Origin of the sequence: Streptomyces sp. ISL-87, from assembly GCF_018614095.1 — a bacterium.
Taxonomy (GTDB): Bacteria; Actinomycetota; Actinomycetes; order Streptomycetales; family Streptomycetaceae; genus Streptomyces.
Genome location: NZ_JAGGOY010000066.1, coordinates 26,128 through 41,974, shown reverse-complemented (window position 1 = coordinate 41,974; position 15,847 = coordinate 26,128). Strand labels below are relative to the sequence as shown.

18 protein-coding genes and 1 pseudogene are annotated in these 15,847 nt (G+C 72.8%); 7 read left to right on the top strand and 12 right to left on the bottom strand.

The genetic code is table 11. The annotated features are described in order from the left end of the window. Both J7I97_RS24675 and J7I97_RS24670 read right to left on the bottom strand, forming a co-directional pair. Positions 1 to 1,053, bottom strand: a 1,053-nt coding sequence (locus tag J7I97_RS24675) for a cell wall metabolism sensor histidine kinase WalK (RefSeq protein WP_214938516.1), incomplete at its 3' end; no start/stop codon positions are given. Beyond that, positions 1,050 to 1,793: a response regulator transcription factor gene (locus J7I97_RS24670; RefSeq protein WP_251059133.1), complete on the bottom strand. Its 744-nt coding sequence runs from the start codon at positions 1,791 to 1,793 to the stop codon at positions 1,050 to 1,052. The genes J7I97_RS24675 and J7I97_RS24670, both read right to left, overlap by 4 nt. Before the next feature lie 106 nt (positions 1,794 to 1,899). Here J7I97_RS24670 and J7I97_RS38860 point away from each other — a divergent pair. The 4 genes and pseudogenes from J7I97_RS38860 to J7I97_RS24655 form a co-directional block, all read left to right on the top strand. After that, positions 1,900 to 2,595: pseudogene (locus J7I97_RS38860) on the top strand (glycosyltransferase family 2 protein); the annotation flags it as partial. A 218-nt stretch (positions 2,596 to 2,813) separates the two neighbouring features. Next, positions 2,814 to 3,446, top strand: a complete 633-nt coding sequence (locus J7I97_RS38855) for a DUF2064 domain-containing protein (protein WP_215059718.1) — start codon at positions 2,814 to 2,816, stop codon at positions 3,444 to 3,446. Continuing rightward, positions 3,443 to 4,138: a bifunctional 2-polyprenyl-6-hydroxyphenol methylase/3-demethylubiquinol 3-O-methyltransferase UbiG gene (locus J7I97_RS24660; RefSeq protein ID WP_214938513.1), complete on the top strand. Its 696-nt coding sequence runs from the start codon at positions 3,443 to 3,445 to the stop codon at positions 4,136 to 4,138. Before J7I97_RS38855 ends, J7I97_RS24660 begins: the two co-directional genes overlap by 4 nt. Positions 4,139 to 4,402: 264 nt before the next feature. Beyond that, positions 4,403 to 5,872, top strand: a complete 1,470-nt coding sequence (locus J7I97_RS24655; RefSeq protein ID WP_214938511.1) for a glycosyltransferase family 87 protein — start codon at positions 4,403 to 4,405, stop codon at positions 5,870 to 5,872. Here J7I97_RS24655 and J7I97_RS24650 read toward each other — a convergent pair. The 3 genes from J7I97_RS24650 to J7I97_RS24640 all read right to left on the bottom strand — a co-directional run bounded on the left by J7I97_RS24650 (position 5,845) and on the right by J7I97_RS24640 (position 9,204). Further along, entirely contained in the window at positions 5,845 to 6,669 is an 825-nt protein-coding gene (locus J7I97_RS24650; RefSeq protein ID WP_214938524.1) for a chitosanase, read from the bottom strand. The genes J7I97_RS24655 and J7I97_RS24650 overlap by 28 nt on opposite strands. A gap of 754 nt (positions 6,670 to 7,423) precedes the next feature. Next, positions 7,424 to 8,506, bottom strand: a complete 1,083-nt coding sequence (locus tag J7I97_RS24645; RefSeq protein WP_214938509.1) for a magnesium and cobalt transport protein CorA — start codon at positions 8,504 to 8,506, stop codon at positions 7,424 to 7,426. Positions 8,507 to 8,667: 161 nt separating this feature from the next. Beyond that, positions 8,668 to 9,204: a DM13 domain-containing protein gene (locus J7I97_RS24640; RefSeq protein ID WP_214938507.1), complete on the bottom strand. Its 537-nt coding sequence runs from the start codon at positions 9,202 to 9,204 to the stop codon at positions 8,668 to 8,670. A gap of 168 nt (positions 9,205 to 9,372) precedes the next feature. Between J7I97_RS24640 and J7I97_RS24635 the strand changes: the two genes are divergently transcribed. Next, positions 9,373 to 9,966 carry a hypothetical protein gene (locus tag J7I97_RS24635; protein ID WP_214938505.1) on the top strand — a complete coding sequence of 198 codons (594 nt, stop codon included), beginning with the start codon at positions 9,373 to 9,375 and terminating at the stop codon, positions 9,964 to 9,966. A gap of 92 nt (positions 9,967 to 10,058) precedes the next feature. Here the strand turns inward: J7I97_RS24635 and J7I97_RS24630 are convergent, their stop codons facing one another. Beyond that, positions 10,059 to 10,451: a molybdopterin-binding protein gene (locus J7I97_RS24630; RefSeq protein WP_214938503.1), complete on the bottom strand. Its 393-nt coding sequence runs from the start codon at positions 10,449 to 10,451 to the stop codon at positions 10,059 to 10,061. A gap of 22 nt (positions 10,452 to 10,473) precedes the next feature. Further along, a complete protein-coding gene (locus J7I97_RS24625) occupies positions 10,474 to 11,382 on the bottom strand; it encodes a LysR family transcriptional regulator ArgP (protein ID WP_214938501.1) in 909 nt (302 codons plus the stop codon). Positions 11,383 to 11,451: 69 nt separating this feature from the next. On the opposite strand from J7I97_RS24625, the gene J7I97_RS24620 reads away from it, so the two are divergent. Beyond that, on the top strand, positions 11,452 to 12,075 hold the full coding sequence (locus J7I97_RS24620; RefSeq protein ID WP_214938500.1) for a LysE/ArgO family amino acid transporter: 624 nt from the start codon (positions 11,452 to 11,454) through the stop codon (positions 12,073 to 12,075). A 38-nt stretch (positions 12,076 to 12,113) separates the two neighbouring features. Here J7I97_RS24620 and J7I97_RS38850 read toward each other — a convergent pair whose 3' ends face one another. From J7I97_RS38850 to J7I97_RS24610, 3 genes are all read right to left on the bottom strand, one after another. Further along, positions 12,114 to 12,335: a hypothetical protein gene (locus tag J7I97_RS38850; protein ID WP_251059132.1), complete on the bottom strand. Its 222-nt coding sequence runs from the start codon at positions 12,333 to 12,335 to the stop codon at positions 12,114 to 12,116. Between the two features lie 15 nt (positions 12,336 to 12,350). After that, positions 12,351 to 12,530, bottom strand: coding sequence for a hypothetical protein (locus J7I97_RS38845; protein ID WP_251059131.1), 180 nt, complete (start codon positions 12,528 to 12,530; stop codon positions 12,351 to 12,353). 240 nt (positions 12,531 to 12,770) lie between these two features. Next, positions 12,771 to 13,106: a MerR family transcriptional regulator gene (locus tag J7I97_RS24610; RefSeq protein WP_214938499.1), complete on the bottom strand. Its 336-nt coding sequence runs from the start codon at positions 13,104 to 13,106 to the stop codon at positions 12,771 to 12,773. A 963-nt stretch (positions 13,107 to 14,069) separates the two neighbouring features. On the opposite strand from J7I97_RS24610, the gene J7I97_RS40410 reads away from it, so the two are divergent. Further along, the gene (locus tag J7I97_RS40410; protein ID WP_214938498.1) at positions 14,070 to 14,474 is read left to right on the top strand and encodes a transposase; all 405 of its coding nucleotides are present in this window, start codon (positions 14,070 to 14,072) and stop codon (positions 14,472 to 14,474) included. A gap of 37 nt (positions 14,475 to 14,511) precedes the next feature. On the opposite strand, the gene J7I97_RS24600 is transcribed toward J7I97_RS40410, so the two are convergent. Next, a complete protein-coding gene (locus tag J7I97_RS24600) occupies positions 14,512 to 15,117 on the bottom strand; it encodes an alkaline shock response membrane anchor protein AmaP (RefSeq protein WP_214938497.1) in 606 nt (201 codons plus the stop codon). Positions 15,118 to 15,146: 29 nt separating this feature from the next. Further along, positions 15,147 to 15,830 (bottom strand): DUF6286 domain-containing protein, encoded by a 684-nt coding sequence (locus J7I97_RS24595; protein WP_251059130.1) that lies wholly within the window; start codon positions 15,828 to 15,830, stop codon positions 15,147 to 15,149. Positions 15,831 to 15,847: the final 17 nt, after the last annotated feature.

Genomic DNA, 15,847 nt, shown 5'->3' with positions numbered 1-15,847 from the left:
CCCCGCCCCCGCCCCCGCCGCAGGCGCCGGCACCGACCCCGGCCCCGGCCCCGCCGCAGGAACCGGCACCGGCGTCCGCGCCGAGCTACCCCGCCACCCCGTGTCGAAGACCCTCGGCAGGTCCTCCACCGGGATCCCCCCGCAGCCGTCCGTCACGGACAGAACCACCGCCCCCGCCCGGAGCTCCGCGGCAATCGCCACCGTCCCGTCCGCCGGCGTGTGCCGAATCGCGTTGACCAGCAGGTTCGCCAGGACCCGCGTCATCTCCTTCCCGTCCACCTCCACCGGCACCCGGTCCACCGCGTCCCCCACCAGCCGCACCCCGTGCTCCCGCGCCAACGGGTCCACCCCCGACAGCGCGTCCCCGACCAAGTCGTACACCGACATCCGGCTCGGGCTCAGCGCCAGCGCCCCCGCGTGGATGCGGGACAGCTCGAACAGGTCCCCCACCATCGAGTTCAGCCGCTCCACCTCGGTCCGGATCTGCCGGTGATACCGAGCCGGATCCGCCGCCATGCCGTCCTCCAGCGCCTCCGACATCGCCCGCAGCCCGGCCAGCGGCGTCCGCAGGTCGTGCGAGATCCAGGCGACCAGTTCCCGCCGCGAGGTCTCCAGCGCCCGCTCCCGGTCCCGTGAGGCGGCCAGCTTCGCGCTGGTCGTCGCCAGCTCCCGGGACAGGGCGTCCAGTTCCGCCGTGGCCTGGCCCGCCGGCGCCGCGAAACTGCCCCCCTCGCCGAAATCCCGCGCGGCCAGGGAGAGTTCCCGGCTGCGCGCGACCACCCACCGGCCCAGCAGCAGTGCGGTGGCCAGCGAGACCACCGCCGCCATCGCCACGACCAGCGTCACCACCCCGAGGTCGTGCGGGGACAGGAACATCGCCTGGGCGACGGCGAGCGTGCCGGCCAGCATCGCGGTGACCGCGACCGCGGCGATGATCGTCAGCGAGACCGCGACCGAGCGGTGCCGCAGCAACCGCAGCACGACCGCCCCGAGCGCCCCCGCGCACACCGCCCCACCCAGTGCGAACAACGCGATGAGCAGTACGTCCTTCACCGCGACTCCCCCGTCCTGGCCCCCATCGGTTCGAAGCGGTACCCGACGCCCCACACCGTCTGGATCAGCAGCGGCTGCCCCGGGTCCTCCTCGACCTTCGCGCGCAGCCTTCGTACATGCACGGTGACCGTCGACAGGTCCCCGAAGTCCCAGCCCCACACCTGGCGCATCAGCTCCTCCCGGCCGTGTGCCCGACCGGGGTGCCGCAGGAAGTGCGCGAGCAGGTCGAACTCGCGCAGGGTGAGCGCCAGCGCCCGGCCGTCCTTGGTGGCCCGGTGGGTCGCAGGGTCCAGCGTGATCCCGGCCCCCGTCAGGTGATCCGGCCCGACGGCGGGCGTCGCGGCCGCCGGCCGACCGCGCCTCAGCACCGAACCGACCCGCAGGACCAGCTCGCGCGGGCTGAACGGCTTGGTGACGTAGTCGTCCGCTCCCAGCTCCAGGCCGGCGATCCGGTCGTCCTCGTCACCTCGCGCCGTCAGCATGATCACCGGAACCGGCCCCGCCGCACGCAGCCGCCGGCACACCTCCAGCCCGTCCAGCCCCGGCAGCATCAGGTCCAGTACCACCAGGTCCGGCCAGGCGCGCTCGGCCGCGTCGAGGGCGGCGGGGCCGTCGGCGGCCTGTTCCACGGTGAACCCGGCGCGCCGCAGGTACTGACCGACGACCTCGGAGACGGTCGGGTCATCGTCCACGACCAGGATCCGCGCGGGGGGCGACGCGGAGGCTGATTCCATGCTCATGCGGTCCAGCCTCCCATCCGGCGCCCGCCCGCCGTGGGGCGGAGGCGCCCGGGCGGGGTGACGTCCGCGTTTCGTAAGGAGTGGATGGCCCTTTTGCCGAGCCGCGATTCATACGGTGAAACCCGTGACCGTAGACGTCGTACTCCCCTGTCTGAACGAGGCCGAGGCCCTGCCCTGGGTACTCGCCCGCATTCCGGCCGACTGGCGGGCCCTGGTCGTGGACAACGGCTCCACCGACGGCTCCGCCGAGATCGCCCGCGCGCTCGGCGCCACCGTGGTGACCGAGTCCCGGCGCGGTTTCGGCGCCGCCTGCCACGCCGGGCTGCTCGCCGCCGAGGCGGACATCGTCTGCTTCTGCGACTGCGACGCCTCGCTGGACCCGGGGCTGCTGTCCGGCTTCGTGGCGAGCGTCGAGGCCGGCGAAGCAGATCTGGTGCTGGGCCGGCGCCGACCGCAGGGCCGGGGCAGCTGGCCGCTGCACGCCCGGGCCGGAAATCTGGCACTGGCCCGTCTCCTCCGCCGGCGCACCGGCCTGCCCCTGCGCGACCTGGGCCCCATGCGCGCCGCCCGCCGGAATGGACTGGCGAGCCTGAACCTGACCGACCGCCGCTCCGGATACCCCCTCCAGATGGTCGTCAGGGCGTCGGACGCGGGCTGGCGAATCCGGGAAGTGGACGTCCCGTACCTCCCCCGCTCCGGCAAGTCCAAGGTGACCGGCACCTGGCGGGGCACCTGGCAGGCGGTACACGACATGAGCCACGTCCTGAAGGAGCCCGCCGCGACTCCCGCAGCCGACCCGGGCGCGGTCGGCCCCGGCGCGGTCGGCCCCGGCACGGTCGGCCCCGGCACGGTCGGCCCCGGCACGGTCGGCCCCGGCACGGTCGGCCCCGGCACGGTCGGCCCCGGCACGGTCGGCCCCGGCACGGTCGGCCCCGGCACGGTCGGCCCCGGCACGGTCGGCCCGGGCGCCGCCGCGCACGCCCGTACGACTCCGCCCGCCACGCCCTCCAGAGGTGCCCGGTGACCACCCTGCTCGTGATCGCCAAGGAGCCCGTGGCCGGGCGGGTCAAAACCCGGCTCACCCCGCCCTTCACACCGCTCGAGGCGGCCGCGCTGGCCGAGGCCGCGCTCGCCGACACCCTGGCGGCCGTGGCCCGGACCCCGGCCGAGCGGCGGGTGCTCGTACTGGAGGGGCGGCCCGGGCCGTGGCTGCCGCCGGGGTTCGAGGTGCTTCCGCAGGGGGCCGGGACCCTGGACGAGCGGATCGCCGCCGCGTTCGGGGCGTGCGCCGGGCCCGCGTTGCTCATCGGGATGGACACCCCGCAGGTCACCCCGGAACTGCTGGCCGTCGGGACGGATCCGGCGGGCTGGTCCACGTACGACGCCTGGTTCGGGCCGGCCGTGGACGGCGGTTTCTGGGCGCTCGGCCTCGCGGCGGCGGACCCGGCGCTGCTGCGCGGCGTACCGATGTCCGTCCCGGAGACCGGCGCCGCGCAGTACGAGCGGCTGCGCGCCGCCGGCCTGCGGATCGGGCGGCTGCCACTGCTCCGGGACGTGGACACCGCCGAGGACGCCCTGCTGGTCGCGGCGCAGGCCCCGGCGGGCTCCTTCGCGGCCCGGCTGGCCGAACTGACCCAGGCGGTACGCGGATGAGCGCCGTGGGCGCTGTGGGCGCTGTGGGCGCCGTAGGAGCCGTAGGAGCCGCTGACTCCGCCGTCGCGTGGACGGCCGACCCGTACACCGTCGCCCTGCGCCGCGGCCGCGGTCCGCTCTACCTGCGCCGCGGGGACGGCTGGCTGCTGCCGCTGGACGTGGAGCGCTGGTGCGAGGCGCCGGACGGCGCGGACTGGACGGTGCTGGGGCGCTGCCGGGGCGCGGTACTGGACATCGGCTGCGGGCCCGGGCGACTCGTGTCCGCGCTCGCCGCCCGGGGACACCTGGCCCTGGGCATCGACGTCAGCCCGGAGGCGGTGGCCCGTACCGCCCGCTCCGGTGGCACCGCGCTGCGCCGCTCGGTCTTCGACTCCCTTCCCGGAGAGGGGCGTTGGGACACGGCACTGCTGATCGACGGGAACATCGGCATCGGCGGTGACCCGGCGCAGCTGCTGCGGCGGATGGCCCAGGTGCTGTCCGGGTCCGGTGCGCTGATCACCGAGTGCGTGGACGTCGAGGTCGACGAGCGCTGCGAGGTACGGGTGGCCGACGGGCGGGGCGGCCTCGGCGCCCCGTTCCCGTGGGCCCGCGTCGGCCCCGCCGCGCTGACCGCGCACGCGGTCGGCACGGGCTGGATCCCGACGGCCCGCTGGACAGCCGCCGACCGCGTCTTCATAGAGCTCCAGCGCTGACAACCCCCGCCCCGGGCCCCCACGACTCCGTCGCACCACCCCGGCCGAACGCCCTCGGGGAGGGACACCCGGCGCGGGATCCGCGGGACCCGGAGGGGCAGCCGGGGCCGCCCCGAAGCCCGCCGGGGCTGTGGAGCTTGGGGAGTCATACCCCCCATCACACCGCCGTCCGGCGCCCGCGCGGGTGGTCCGACACCTTACGAAACGCGGACGTCGGGCCAGGTCACGCCCCTGGCACCGGGCCCCGCTGCCACGCTGACCCGCATGAACCGCCCCCGCCCAGGCATCCGCACCCGCATCCGGATCCACCCCCGCACACCGATCCACGCCCGGACCGCAACCGCGCTCACCGCGCTGCTGCTCGCCGCCCTGACCGCCGCCCTCCTGCCTGCCGTCCGCCAACAGGACTACGTCACCGATCCGGCCGGACTCACCTGGCGGTACGCCGCCGCCTGGGCCCTGTTCGCCGCGGCGGTGTATGCGCTGCGCCGCGTCCCGGGCCGGTACGTGGTCCCGCTCGTGCTGGCCGGTTCGGTGGCCGTGGCCGCCGCCGGGCTGGCCGGGCCACCGCTGACCAGTACCGACTCCTTCCGCTACGCCTGGGACGGCCGGGTCCAGGCCGCCGGGATCTCCCCGTACGACCACGCCCCCGCGGACCCGGCCCTGCGCGGCCTGCGCGACGCCTGGCTGTTCCCGCGCGGCGCGGCCGCCTGCGCGGGGCCGGACCGGGTCGGCGTCGAGCCGGGGGGCTGCACCCGGATCAACCGGCCCGCCGTGCACACCATTTACCCGCCCGTCGCGGAGGGCTACTTCGCGGTGGTGCACACCCTCTCCCCGCCCGGCGTGCGCCACAAGGCCCTGCAGACCGGCGGGGCGCTGCTGGCCGTCGGTGTCACGGGTGCGCTGCTGCTGATTCAGCGGCGGCGGCGCGCGGATCCCCGTACGGCCGTGTACTGGGCGTGGTGTCCGGCGGTGGCGGTGGAGGCGGTGAACAACGCGCACGTCGATGTCCTGGCCGTGCTGCTGTCCGTGGCCGCGCTGGGTGTGGTGGTCCGCCGACGGGCCGCGGGCGGCGCCCTGTTCGGGCTGGCGATCGCGGCGAAGATGCTGCCGGCAGTGCTGCTGCCGGGTGCGCTGGCCGGCGTACGGCGGTGGCGGGATGCGGCGGCGCTGCTGCTGCCGACGGCCGCGGTGGTGGGGCTGGTGTACCTGCCGTACGTACTGGCGTCCCGGTCCTCGGTGCTGGGCTACCTGGGCGGGTACGCCGAGGAGGAGGGGTACGGGGATCCGGGCGCCGGCGGGCGGTACGCCCTGCTGCGGCTGGCGCTGCCGGATTCCTGGGCCGTGCCGGCGGTGGCGCTGGGGATGCTGGCGGCGGTGGGCCGGGTGTGGTGGCGCGGTGACCCTGAACGCCCTTGGAGCGGGGCCCTGTTGGTGACGGGCTGTGCCTTCCTGCTGCTCACCCCGGGGTATTCCTGGTACGCCCTGCTACTGGTCGCCCTGGTGGCGCTGGACGGGCGCGCCGAGTGGCTGGGCGTCGCGGTCGCGGGGGCGGCGGCGTACGTGTCCTCGCGCGCGCTGGGCGATCAGACGGTCGCAGTGGCGTACGGGCTGGCGGGCGCAGCGGTGCTCGCCGGCTGGGCGGTGCGCCGCCGCGTGGCGGCCCGGGAGGGGGAGGGGTCCCGTCCCGGGCCGCGGGGCGGGCGTCAGCCGATGTGGAACGAGTCCCCGTAGACCTTCCAGTCGAGCGGGGTGTTGAGGTTCAGGTTCCCCTTCTTCAGGAAGACCCGCTGCGCGGTGTCGACGCGGCTGGTGTCGCTGTGCGCCTCCTCCTGCTTCATCGCCCAGACGCGGGCGTCGAGGAAGGCGTTGAGCCACGTGGTCTGGTTGCCGCCCTGGGACGGGGGCTTGGCCTTGGACAGCGCCCGCTTGCGGATGTTGCGGAAGCTGGTGGAGTCGCCGCCGTCGCCGTGCATGACGATGGCGTCGTAGTAGATGAACTGGCCGAGTACGCCGACCCCGTCGGACTTGCCCTGCTTGACGGCCGGGTTGAAGTAGACCCGGTCGCGCTCGTGGTCCTGGGCCTTTCTGAACTCACTGCCCTGGGCGGCCTTCGCCCAGTCCTTGGTGAAGTTCGGGTCGAGGCCGGCGTGCGAGTCGGTGCCGTCGACCTTGCGGAGGGCCGGGAGGTACTTGGCGAGGATGTTGCCCGGCTTGATCTCGGTGTAGTACTCGACCAGGTCGAGCATGTCGCCGGTGCCGGAACAGAAGCCGATGATCCCGGCCGTGTAGCCGCGCTCGTCGCCTATGTCCTCGATGTACTTGTACTGCGCCTTCCAGTCCAGCGAGGAGTTCTCCGCACTGGAGACGATCTGCATGGCGATGTCCTTCTTCGCCGGGTCGTCGAGTCCGACGGCCGCCGCGGACGCCACTGCTGTCGCGGGGGCGGCGGAGGGCTCCTGGGTGGCGGTGGCGTGCGCTGCTACCGGGGCGGCGAGCAGTGCCGCGCCGAGGACGGCGCCGATCGCCATCGTCTTGCGGTGGGGGGTGAACACAAGGCCTCCATAGGGTGGTTGAGGCTTCCCGATTCCGTTAGGAAACTTTCCTACCAGATATCCGGAGCGGGGAACACCCCTCACCCGGCACCGCGTTTGCGGCTCTCTCGCCCCGCCGGCCCGCCCACGGGGTGAGGGGAGACCCCGTGCGCGCCGATCGCGGTGTCCGATGCGCGGGCAAGCAGCACGGCCCCCGCCAGCACCGGGGACCCATCCGGGGCAGGGCCCGCGTTGGCCGCTGCCCTCGGCGCAGCCGGGTTGCGGCTGCACCTGTGCCGGCCCTGGGCCGGGGACCCGGTGCCCGCCACGCTCACCGGCGCCGACGCGCTGGTCCTGGCGGCCGCCCCGCCCGGGGCCCTGCCCCTGCTCCGCGCGGCCCTCGCAGCCGAGGTGCCGGTGCCGGCGCTCGGCGAGGGTGCGCCGCTGCCGGCCCGGGCGGCCACGGCCGACCGCAGCCCGGAGCGGCTGCCGCTCGCGCCCCCGGGGCCCGCACGAAGCCTGGGAGGAGCGGTTCGCCCACCAGACCCCGGGCTACGAGGCCGCCTTGGCCCGGATGCGGCTGTGGCCCGGCCAGACCGCGCTCGATCTGAGCTGGGGCAGCGGCGAAGGCCGCCACCCACTTCGCGGCCCGCGCGGAGCGTCAGGGCGGCGCGGCGCACTGAGCAGGCGCGGCGCACTGAGGCGTAGCACGCTGATCAGGCGTAGCGCCCGTCCCGACGCCGCCGGGCGATCAGAGCCAGCCGTTGCGCCGGAAGCCCCGGTGGATGACGAAGCAGGCGACCGCCATGGCGACGAGGACGGTCGGATACCCGTAAGTCCAGTGGAGTTCGGGCATGTTGTCGAAGTTCATGCCGTAGATCCCGCAGACCATGGTCGGCACGGCGACGATCGCCGCCCACGCCGTGATCTTGCGCATGTCCTCGTTCTGGGCGACGGTCACCTGCGCGAGATGGGCCTGCAGTATGGAGTCGAGCAGCGCGTCGTAGGCGGTGATCTGCTCGGTGGCGCGGGTGAGATGGTCGGCCACATCACGGAAGTACGTGCGGCTCTCCGGCGGGATGACCGGACTCGGCTGCGTGGCGAGCTGATGCAGCGGTCGGCCGAGCGGGGCCACAGCCCGCCTGAGTTCCAGGAGTTCACGCTTGAGCTGGTAGATCCGGCCGGCATCGCCGCGGCCGCCGTGCACGCTGAACACGGCGGTCTCCACGGCGTCCATGTCGTTCTGCACGGCCTCGGTGACGGCCACGTAGTCGTCGACGACGAGGTCCGCCATGGCGTGCAGGACGGCGGCCGGGCCCATGGCCAGCAGCTCCGGCGCGTCTTCCAGGGCCTCGCGCACCGGGCCGAGGGAGCCGTGGCCGCCGTGCCGGATGGTGATCACGAAGTCCGCACCGGTGAAGGCCATCAGCTCGCCGGTCTCCACCACCTCGCTGGTAGCCGTGAGCTCCTCGTGCTCGACGTAGCGGACGGTCTTGAACACGGAGAACAGTGTGTCGTCGTAGCGCTCCACCTTGGGGCGCTGGTGGGCGTGGACCGCGTCCTCGACGGCGAGGGCGTGCAGCCCGAACAGCTCGGCGAGCCCCGCGAGTTCCTGCTGCGACGGCTCGTGGAGGCCGATCCAGACGAAGCCGTCGCCCGTTTTGCGGACCCGCCGCAGCGCCTCGTCGACCTCGGCGCAGCCGTCCTGCCGTACGCCGTCCTGGTAGACCACGCAGTTGACCACCGCGCTGCCGAGCGGGGAGCGGGCCGGATGGCTGAGGTCGACGGCTCGCCGGTAGCCGCGGCGGACGGCCCGGCGGAGGCTGCTGAACATGGACAACGCGGTACTTCCCTTCGGCGGATCACCGGCAAGTCTGCCACCGCCGCCGATCCGTCCGCGCCTGCCCCCGCCGGGCTACCGCTCCGCGGCCGGGGGCCTCCGGGCGACCCGGAAGAAGAAGGCGATGCTGCCCGTGACCGATGGGCCGCGCGCCGTTACGCGCCCAGCGCGAGCGGAGCCGCGCCGAAGGACACGTCGAAGCGGTCGCACCAGATGGAGACGCTGGTGTACTCGGACAGATTCAGCCCGGCCGGGATCTCGTAGTTCTGGTCACCCTTGTTGCCCTTGAGCTTGCCCAGGCTCACGTACTTGCCGTCATCGAAAACGCGCCACCCGTCCACGCCCTCCTTGACGGGGGCGTCGGTCAACAGCACCCGCAGGTCGGGGCCGTTGCTCGTGTCGAGGTCCTCCAGGCGCAGGGTGTACGAGCCGTCGCCGAGGCGGATCACCTTCGCCGTGCCGGTGGTGGAGTGCTCGTGGCTGATCAGGGCGCCCTCCGCCAGCGTGCGGGGAGACGCCGCCGGGGATGCGGCGGCCGAGGGGGCGGAAGGGCCCGGCAGGGCCTCCCGTACGGTCGCGTTCTGCCACAGCTTCCACGGCTGGAACCAGTACAGCCCGACTCCCAGCGCCACGACCGCGACGACCGCCGCGGGCACCGCCCACCGCCACCTGCCTCGCACCACCACAACCATCCCCTTCCACGTACGTGCACCGGCCGCGCCGGCTCCACCCATCCAACCGCGCGCGGCCGCATCCCCGTACCCCTCGGCTGGTGACGAAACCCTTACGCCCTTGCGCCGATCCGCGACGGGCACGGCCGCGCGGGTCCGGTCGGCGGCCACAACCCCTATGCTGCGCCGGTGACCACACTCCCCGAACCGCCCGCGCCCAGCCGCCGCAAGATGATCGCGGGGCTCATCGCGCTCGTCCTGGCCGCCGTGGTCATCGTGGCCGGCTCGGCGCTCGCCATGCGCAAGTCCTGGGAGCGTTCGCACCCGGGGGACTTCAAGGCCGACCCGGTGTACTGCGAGTTGCTCACCCCGGAGACCGTGCACCGCCTGGCGCCCACCTCGTACGGCGGCCGCGCCGATACCTCGTCCTGCACCTGGGCCGCCCCGCGCGCCGAGCGCCCGTCCGGGGCCGGCATCCACCTGCTGGCCCTGCGCTCCAACGAGAAGGTTTCCCACGCCGAGGTGCGCAGGGAGCGCACCAACCTGCTGGGCTGGGAGAAGGACACGGTGGCGGACGTCCCCGGTGTCGGGGACGAGGCGTTCATCCGGTTCTCCGCGCCCGAAGGCCGCGCGGAGATCAGGGCCCAGGTCGTCTTCCGGCGCAGCAACGTGGTCGTCTACCTCAGCTACAAGCGCGCCGACACCGACCGGGAGGCCGTCCGCGCCGGGGCGATCGACGCGGCCCGCGAGGCGGCCGGCCGGCTCAAGTCCGCGACGCGATAGCCGATCGCGGGGCTACGGGGCTCCGGACGGCACCATGCTCATGCTGTCCGACGAGGACCTCGCCGATCCAGCGTCGGACCGGCGGTGCGCTCTCAGGCCCGGTCGACGAACACGCTGGTCGACTTCACGCGGGCCGTCGCCTGCGCCCCCACCTCGAGCCCCAGTTCCTCGACCGCCTCGCGCGTCAGCAGGGACACGATGCGGTGCGGGCCGGCCTGGATCTCGACCTGTGCGTCGACCGTGCCGAGCTTCACGGCGGTGACGATGCCCGGGAAGGCGTTGCGCGCCGAGGTGTACGGGGCCTCCTCGCCATCGCTGCCCTCCTGTGCGGCCTGCACGCAGAACGCGGCCAGGTCGGGGCCCTGGATCATCCGCCGGGTGCCCTCCCGGTACGTGGGGAACCGCTCGGCGTCCGCCCAGCGCCGGGCCGTGTCGACGCTCACGCCGAGTAGCCGTGCCGCCTGGCCGATCGTGTAGGACTCCATGGCGGCAGCCTAGTGGAGGGGCTCAGCCCGCCGGTCGCAGCGCTTGCGCCGCGGCCTGCGCGATCACCTCGGCGACCGTCGACAGCGCCGGCGAGTCGAGCTTCCACTGCTGCCAGTACAACGGCACGTCCATCGGCCGCCGCGGCTCCAGCAGCACCAGTTCCCCCGACCGCAGCAGCGGCGCGGCCTGCGGTTCCGGCACCAGCCCCCACCCCAGCCCGGCGGCCACCGCATCGCGGAACCCCTCCGAGGTCGGCACGTGGTGGCGCGTCGGCGAGGCCGCCGCGCCCTCCCCCGCCAGCGCCCGCACGAAGGTGTCCTGGAGCTCGTCCCGGCGGTCGAACACGATCACCGGCGCCTCCCGCAGATCCCGCGCCGGCTCTCCCGTCAGATGACGGGCGGCGAAACCGGGGCTGGCCACCGGCAGGTACCGCGCCAGCCCCAGCCCCCGTACGGTGCACCCCGCCACCGGATCCGGCGAGGAGGTGACCGCCGCCATCACCTGGCCCTCCCGCAGCAGCGCCGTCGTATGGGACTCGTCCTCGCGGTGCAGTTCGAAGCAGACGGGCGGATCCTGCGGCACCCGGGTCAGCGCCGGCAGGAACCAAGTGGCCAGCGAGTCCGCGTTCACCGCGATCGGCAGCCGCACCGGACCCAGCCCCTCCGCCATCCCCATGCCCAGCTCGGCCCGCGCGTCGCGCTCCAGCCGGGCCAGCTGGCGCGCGAACCGGACCACCACCTGTCCGGACTCGGTGGTCCGCACCGGCTTCGTCCGCATCAGCAGCACCCGCCCGGTGCGCTGCTCCAGCGCCTTGACCCGCTGGCTGACGGCTGACGGCGTGACATGCAGGGCGGCGGCGGCCGCGTCGAAGGTGCCCTCGTCCACCACCGCGAGCAGTGTCCGCACCTGGTCCAGTGGAAGCTCATCCATCACAAGCGCTAATGGTACGTAAAAATCTTTAGCTGTACTGTCGACGGGCCCGCGCCTACGGTCGCTTTCATGAACAACGGCATCATCGCGGCGGCCCTCGCCGGCTTCGGCACCGGACTCTCCCTCATCGTCGCCATCGGCGCGCAGAACGCCTTCGTCCTGCGGCAGGGCGCGCGCCGCCATGCCGTCCTCGCGGTGGTCGCCATCTGCGCCGTGTCGGACGCGGCCCTCATCGTGCTCGGCGTGGCCGGTGTCGGCGCCGTCGTCACCGCCTGGCCCGCCGCGCTGACCGCGGTGGGAATCGCCGGGGGCGTCTTCCTCATCTCCTACGGGGTCCTCGCGGCGCGCCGGGTGCTGCGCCCCACCCCCGGCGCGGCCCTCACCACCGAGGGCCGCGCCCCCGGCTCCGGCCGCCGGGCCGTGCTGACCTGCCTGGCCATGACCTGGCTCAACCCGCACGTCTACCTGGACACCGTGCTGCTGCTCGGGTCCCTGGCCGCCGACCGCGGCGACCTGCGCTGGGCCTTCGGCGCCGGGGCCGCCCTGGCCAGCCTCACCTGGTTCGGCACCCTGGGCTACGGCGCCCGCCTGCTCAGCGGCCTGCTCGCACGCCCGTCGGCCTGGCGGGTCCTGGACGGCCTCGTCGCCACCACCATGGTCACGATGGGCGGCATGCTCCTCGTACGGGCCTGAGGCCCGCCCGCCTCCGCCTCTTCCTATCCCTCTTCTCCCTATCCCTCTTCCTTTTCCTCTTCCTCTTCCTGTCCCGGTGTCGCCCGTACGATGACCAGCGAGCCCTCGTACAGCGGCCGGCCGCGCAGGTGGCCGAATCGCTCGTCCCAGGCGCCGGAGTCCAGGTCGGCGCTCAGCCGGGCGGTGAACCGCTCGCGCACACTGTCATCGACGAAGCTCCAGGCTGAACAGGCCTGGCGGGCAGCGGGGTTCAGCAGCATCTCGGGGCGTCCGTACTAGGCCTCGTTGAAGCCGTCGGTGCAGTCCAACGGGATCGGCACGGGCCGCACACTGACGGTCCCGCCGAGGGCGGCGGCCATCTTCCCGACCGGCGGGTACCGCCGTGCCTCGGTGTCGAGGACCTCGGGCGCGTACTCGTAGAGCCAGAAGTTCCGTACGAGTTCCGGATTTCTCATGCCTTCCAGCCGATGTACGCCCCCGCAATGTGCGGAAGGCGGAGGTGATCGCCCTGGTTCCTGCGGCACAGCACAGCAGAACGCCCACGCCGAAGACGTGGGCGAAGGGGAACTTCCGAACCATGACAGCTGACGCAGACGTTACACGTCCGCACACGCTGTCACCATAGGAAACGACCCGCGCGTCACACCCCGACATGGGTGTGCGGGGACCCGCCGGTACCCGGCGGGCGCACTGCTTCAGGCCACGGGCGGATTTGCCGATTCGGCGGCGCGGCGGTATTCGGCGTTGATGCGCTGGGCTTCTTCGAGCTGGTCTTCGAGGATGATGATGCGGCATGCAGCCTCGATGGGGGTGCCTTGGTCGACGAGCTCGCGCGCGCGGGCTGCGATGCGCAGTTGGTAGCGGGAGTAGCGGCGGTGGCCGCCCTCGGAGCGGAGCGGGGTGATGAGGCGGGCTTCGCCGATGGCTCGGAGGAAGCCCTGGGTGGTGCCGAGCATCTCGGCGGCCCGGCCCATGGTGTAGGCGGGGTAGTCGTCGTCATCGAGACGTCCGAACGAGTCGTCTGCTGTCATTGCACCTCTCTGTGGAACGCGTGGAGGGGCCCTGGTGCCATACCGGCACCAGGGCCCCGAAGGAACTGCTACACCATCTGCCGACCCTGGTACTGCGTCGGCCTTCTGTTTCCGCAGACCCGACCGAGATGCTGCCGGGGGTGCGGGGATCGCGGTTGCTTGACCGGAGACCACCTCGCTATCGATGTCCTGCGGTACCCGGGCTCAAGACTTCCACCCGGGCGATCCTGATGGCGCTCAACTCCTCCGTTCTTTCCCTCTGGATGAACTACTTACCAAGCGGGAACTGCGTACTGCTGGTACTGCGTACTGCTGGTGGCCTCGAACAGCGCCACTCTTCGGCAGCCAGCCCCGTCGCCCGTCCTGCATCTGCTCTGGCTTAGAACCCCACTGCCGAACCTCCCGGCACGCGCGCCCGCAGCCGACGCCTTTACCGAGGAACCACTGACAACCGCACTGCTGGTACTGCGAACTGCACCTACTGAACTGCTACTGCGGTACTGCTCACGGCGGCCCCTGATCACTGCGGGCCACCCGGTCCGATCGTCAGTCCCGTCGCCGCCCTGCAACAACCCTGGCTTCGAAACTCCACCACCGCACCGTCCTGCGAACTGCCTGTACTGCTGCCTGGCAGTTCATCTCTGCCGGGCCTTGCTTGATCTCGGCTACGAGAGAAACCATAGCCACACCACCGCCCAATGTCTACTCCGGCCGCAACAGATTTCCGTGCGCGAGGCAGAGGCATAGTCGGCCCCGGCGACCGCTCCGGCCAAGGCGGCAACAGCGGCTCGATCAGCGCCCACAAGTCGTCGTCCACGATCCACGGCCGAGTACTCACACATCACGAACGGCCGAATCCTCACACCGGTCACGGCCGACCAGGCCACTTCAGCAAGATCCTGATACGAGCTCTATGCGTCAGCCGGTACGTGCCCGGTATGAAGGAAGGATCGTTGAAGCGGTATGAACGAATCCGACGATCTCGATGACCACGAATGGGACGCTGTCCGCCCCCTTGTTCCCCGCTGCGGGCCCGGGGGGCCTGACTACCGGGCCATCGTCAACGGCATCCTGTGGCAGCAGACCGGCGGCCGCCGCTGGCACGATCTGCCCACCCGCTACGGGCCCTGGCACCGCTGCGCCGAACGCCTTCGCCTGTGGAGCACCGACGGCACCTGGCAGAACATCCCGCCGGTACTGCCCAGAGATCCGGGTTCCGGCGTCAGTGCGCTGCCGGCCCACCACACGGCATGCCCGCCCTGGTGGGCAGTCGCCCACCCGGAGAGGAAACAGTTCTGCCGATCGCGGCCGGAAGCCGCGTGCGGATTCGCTTCGGCCGCATGCTGTGTCTTGCGACCGGGACTTTGAGGGTGTGGTGCCAGCTACCCGGGAAGCTGTGACGCCGCTATTGGGCACGGTGCGGCTTGTGCCGGGTGACCCGCAGGCGAGCCTGAGCGGAGAGGCGGGGCCGGCCGGTGGACTGGCGTGCGCGTGGCAAGGGGCCGTCGCACAGTTCCTGCAGTACGGGGCCGGGCTCGCTGCCGGGGGTGAGGGTGAGGCCGATGCGTGCTTCCGGGTGGCCGACGGGGCCGGTCATCCGCACCCGTGCCTGCTGCACGCCGGGCTGATCACGGACGTCGGCGGCCAGGGCGTCGCTGAGGGCCTGCTCGCGCAGTTCCACCCCGTCCGCTGCGGGTGTTCCTCCGACGGGTATGTGGCCGGGGTGCGTGCGACGCAGCTGCGCCAGCAGCCACCACAGTGCGAGCAGAACGACGATGACCAGGGCGGCGATGACCACGGGCCACCACCAGCTCTCGTCCGTCCAGCGGGTGCGGTCGGCGGCGCCGAGCAAAACGGCGTTCGGGGTGCTCAGCGGCCAGCCCTCGGGAGGCGTCAGGTTCCACCGCCGGTACAGGTCGAAGCCACCCGCCAGAATCAGCAGACCTGTGCCGAACAAGACGATGCCCGTCACCGCCAGCAGAACCCGGTTGACTGCGGATTTCCTCTTCATCGGATCCGTCTCCTGTTCTCCCCGGTGAGTCACTTGCGGGCCGGGCGTACCCGAATGGCTAGCCGTGGCGGGCGGGCAAGGGCGAGCCGATCGCGTTGCTCGAGCAGCGCGGTCAGGAGATCAGCCCTGACGTCGTCTGGGGCGCGGAAGCGGACCTCCGCGCGCGCCGTGATGCGGTTCCGGCCCACCCGGATCCTGGCGCCACTGACGCCGGGCACGCGCATGGCGGCGTCGCGCAGCAAGAGAGCGGCGGCGTCGCGGTCCAGCAGGGCCTGTACCTGGTCATCGGGCGATTTGAGGGGCAGCTGATGGCGCAGGCCGGGGGTCAGTGCCAGGATGATCAGCCAGAGGCCGACGACGGTGAGGACGGCCGCTCCCACCTGTATCCAGATGTCATCCAGGGGGCGGGTAGCCAGTTCGTCGGCCAGGCGTGTGCGCCATGCGGCGGCGACGTTGCCCGCGCGGACCCTGACGACGTCGAACAGCAAGATCGCGGCCGCCGCCCCGATGACCAGGGCTATGAGCGCGGCAGGTATCCGGCGTGCGGACCACGGGCGGCGCGAAGGGCGCAGGCCGCCACCCGCGTCGTTGCCGTACCCCCTTTGCGGGGTATCGGAAGGCTGCTTGGCCAGGAGGCCCGTCATGCGGGAGGCGGCCTTGTCGGTGGCGGTGGGCTGCTCTCTCTCGGCTGCAGGGTCTTGGTCCCGTGTCATACCGGCTCTCCTTCCCG

What these genes read in the sequence shown, in the direction of transcription:
- J7I97_RS24640 (WP_214938507.1), bottom strand. Translation starts at nt 9,204, where the DNA reads ATGGTTGTGGTGGTGCGAGGCAGGTGGCGGTGGGCGGTGCCCGCGGCG.
- J7I97_RS24610 (WP_214938499.1), bottom strand. Translation starts at nt 13,106, where the DNA reads ATGACAGCAGACGACTCGTTCGGACGTCTCGATGACGACGACTACCCC.
- J7I97_RS24670 (WP_251059133.1), bottom strand. Translation starts at nt 1,793, where the DNA reads ATGAGCATGGAATCAGCCTCCGCGTCGCCCCCCGCGCGGATCCTGGTC.
- J7I97_RS24620 (WP_214938500.1), top strand. Translation starts at nt 11,452, where the DNA reads ATGAACAACGGCATCATCGCGGCGGCCCTCGCCGGCTTCGGCACCGGA.
- J7I97_RS24595 (WP_251059130.1), bottom strand. Translation starts at nt 15,830, where the DNA reads ATGACACGGGACCAAGACCCTGCAGCCGAGAGAGAGCAGCCCACCGCC.
- J7I97_RS38850 (WP_251059132.1), bottom strand. Translation starts at nt 12,335, where the DNA reads ATGCTGCTGAACCCCGCTGCCCGCCAGGCCTGTTCAGCCTGGAGCTTC.
- J7I97_RS24630 (WP_214938503.1), bottom strand. Translation starts at nt 10,451, where the DNA reads ATGGAGTCCTACACGATCGGCCAGGCGGCACGGCTACTCGGCGTGAGC.
- J7I97_RS24650 (WP_214938524.1), bottom strand. Translation starts at nt 6,669, where the DNA reads ATGGCGATCGGCGCCGTCCTCGGCGCGGCACTGCTCGCCGCCCCGGTA.
- J7I97_RS24660 (WP_214938513.1), top strand. Translation starts at nt 3,443, where the DNA reads ATGAGCGCCGTGGGCGCTGTGGGCGCTGTGGGCGCCGTAGGAGCCGTA.
- J7I97_RS24625 (WP_214938501.1), bottom strand. Translation starts at nt 11,382, where the DNA reads ATGGATGAGCTTCCACTGGACCAGGTGCGGACACTGCTCGCGGTGGTG.
- J7I97_RS24600 (WP_214938497.1), bottom strand. Translation starts at nt 15,117, where the DNA reads ATGAAGAGGAAATCCGCAGTCAACCGGGTTCTGCTGGCGGTGACGGGC.
- J7I97_RS24645 (WP_214938509.1), bottom strand. Translation starts at nt 8,506, where the DNA reads ATGTTCAGCAGCCTCCGCCGGGCCGTCCGCCGCGGCTACCGGCGAGCC.
- J7I97_RS24655 (WP_214938511.1), top strand. Translation starts at nt 4,403, where the DNA reads ATGAACCGCCCCCGCCCAGGCATCCGCACCCGCATCCGGATCCACCCC.
- J7I97_RS40410 (WP_214938498.1), top strand. Translation starts at nt 14,070, where the DNA reads ATGAACGAATCCGACGATCTCGATGACCACGAATGGGACGCTGTCCGC.
- J7I97_RS38845 (WP_251059131.1), bottom strand. Translation starts at nt 12,530, where the DNA reads ATGAGAAATCCGGAACTCGTACGGAACTTCTGGCTCTACGAGTACGCG.